The following is a 2,380-nucleotide window of genomic DNA, read 5'->3' as shown; positions in this document are numbered from 1 at the left end:
CAGCGCGGTCCCGCTCGACGAGGCACTGCCCCTGCTCCGGCGCCTGGCCCGGCCGGAGGCCTGAACCACCGCCGGGCCGGCCCGCGTTGGCGCCGGGCGCGCGGGCCGGGCCGGAGACGGTCGGCAAGGCGCCCCGGCGCGGCGCAGAACACCCTTCCCAAGGGCCGCGCCGGGGCCTTGGCCGCACTCGGCGGCCGAACAGAGACCCACGCGTCCGGCAACGTCGAGACCGTACCGACCGACCTCCGCGCCGGAGGCCGCTCCTGGGCCCCCTCGTCGTCAACACGAGCACTGAGGGCGCCGCAGGCCACCCGGGGATCAGCCGGCCCCGGCGCCGGTGCGTGGGTCGATCGGGGTGAGGGTTCCGAGGCGGTTCTCGATCACCTGGGCCGCCGCCAGGCACAGGTCCTCGCGGAAGGCGCGTCCGACGATCTGCACCCCGGTCGGCAGGCCGTCGGCCACTCCGGTCGGCACGGCCACCGCGGGCACCCCGACGAAGCTGGTCACCGTACACAGGCGCATGGCCGAAGCGACCCGGTCCCGGCCCGCCCTGTCGCGGGACTCCAGGCCCGGTTCGACCGGCGGCTCGGTGAACACCGGGCCGAGCAACAAGGGGTACGCGTCGAGGAATTCGGCCCATGAGCGGCGGATGTTCAGCCACGCGCCCATCAGCTTCATGAACTCGTCCGCGCTCGCGGGCGGAGTCCGCTCCATGGCCATCGCGATGTAGCGGTCCCCGCCCTCTCCGAGCAGCCCGCGCACCACCGGCCAGGCCGCCGCGAACTCGGTCACGGTGATGCGGCCGTACGCGTCGAGGGCCTCGTCCAGCCGCGGAACGTCCGGCACCTCCCGTACGTCGTACCCGGCGTCCCGCAGCGCCCCGGCCGCGCGTTCGACGGCCGCTCGGATCGCGGGATGGACGCCGTGCCCGCCGGGGTCCGCCACGACCGCGACCTTCACCGGCCCGACGAGCGGTTCTCCGTAGGCGGGCACCGGTACGGCCCGCGGGTCCCGCGGATCGGTCCCGGCCAGTACCTCGTACGCCAGGCGCAGGTCCGCGACGGTCCGCGCCAGCGGGCCGTCGGTGACCAGGATCTGCGAGGCAGGTCCGGGGTCGTCCGGGCCGAGGACGCGGTGGTCCGCCGGGAACCGCCCGCTGGTCGGCTTCAGCCCGGCCACCCCGCAGAACTGGGCGGGGATGCGCACCGAACCGCCGGAGTCGTTGCCGAGCCCGAGCGCCGCCATGCCCGTGGCGACGGCGACCCCGTCGCCGCCGCTGGAGCCGCCCGGGGTCCGTGCGGGGTCCCAGGGGTTGACCGTGTCGCCGTACAGCTCGCTGCGGGTGTGCATCCCGGCGAGGATCAGGGTGGGGATGTTGCTGTGCCCGATGGGGATGGCTCCGGCGGCGCGCAGCCGTGCCACTGGCGGCGCGTCGGCCGGTGCGACGAGATGCCGGAAGCGCTCCGTACCGAAGGTGGTCGCCGCTCCCTCGACGGCGGTGCTCTCCTTCACCGTGAACGGCACGCCCGCGAGGGGCCCGAGCACCTCTCCGGCGGCGCGGCGACGGTCCGTCCGCGCCGCGGCCTCCCGTGCGCGCTCCGCCAGGAGCTGGGTCACCGCGTTCGCCCGGGGATTGACCTCGGCGATGCGCTCCAGGTGGCTGTCGACCAGTTCGACGGCCGACACCTCCGCGTGGCGCACCGCCCGTGCCTGCGCGGTGGCCGGCAACCTCCATAGGGCGTCCTGCATGGCGCGTCTCCTCTCCCGATCAACGTTCACGTTCACCATCACGATCACGTTCCGATGCAACCGCATCGGAACTGTAGCCGGAGAACCGATACGAGCGCATCGGATAAAGTTCCCCCGACGACGGAAGCGGCCGGAGCACCGTCCGACCGTCCGAGGGAGTAACCGGGCATGCCCAGACAGGTGGATCACGCGGACCGGCGCCGCCTCATCGCCGAGGCCGTCTGCGAACTCGCCGACGAGCACGGGCTGGAGGGCGTCACCCTTCGCGATGTCGCCGCCCGCGCGCAGGTGTCGATGGGCGCCGTTCAGCGCTGCTTCCGCACCAAGGAAGAGATGCTCGTGTTCGCCCTGGGGCACATCGGCGAGCGGATCGGCGGACGGGTACGGGCCCGCCTCCTGCGGAGCCCGGCCCAGTCGGCCGCCACCGCCCTCGGCTTCGCGGCCACGGAAGTCGCCCTGCTCCGGGAGGAGCACCGCGCCGAGGCCAGGGTCTGGCTCGCCTTCGTCGCGCGGGCGGCCGTCACCGAGGCGCTCGCCGGCACGCTGAGGGCGAGCTACGCCGCCCTCGAAACGTCGTTCAGCCGTCTCGTGGAGGAGGCCTGCGAGGGCGCCGACCACGCCGTACCCCTCC

At 74.4% G+C, this 2,380-nt stretch carries 2 protein-coding genes; one reads left to right on the top strand and one right to left on the bottom strand.

The features are described from left to right. Positions 1–318: 318 nt before the first annotated feature. The gene (locus tag ACFV0Q_RS40835) at positions 319–1,749 is read right to left on the bottom strand and encodes an amidase (protein WP_385013083.1); all 1,431 of its coding nucleotides are present in this window, start codon (positions 1,747–1,749) and stop codon (positions 319–321) included. Positions 1,750–1,917: 168 nt separating this feature from the next. Here ACFV0Q_RS40835 and ACFV0Q_RS40830 point away from each other — a divergent pair. Beyond that, a partial coding sequence (locus ACFV0Q_RS40830) for a TetR/AcrR family transcriptional regulator (protein ID WP_385013081.1) occupies positions 1,918–2,380 on the top strand: 463 nt, incomplete at its 3' end.

The organism is Streptomyces sp. NPDC059564 (assembly GCF_042735575.1).
Classification (GTDB): Bacteria; Actinomycetota; Actinomycetes; order Streptomycetales; family Streptomycetaceae; genus Streptomyces.
The sequence above is the reverse complement of the archived record's forward strand: the minus strand, read 5'-3'. Positions and strand labels throughout refer to the sequence as shown.

Coding starts and splice junctions, on each gene's coding strand:
- ACFV0Q_RS40835 (WP_385013083.1), bottom strand. CDS start 1,749: ATGCAGGACGCCCTATGGAGGTTGCCGGCCACCGCGCAGGCACGGGCG.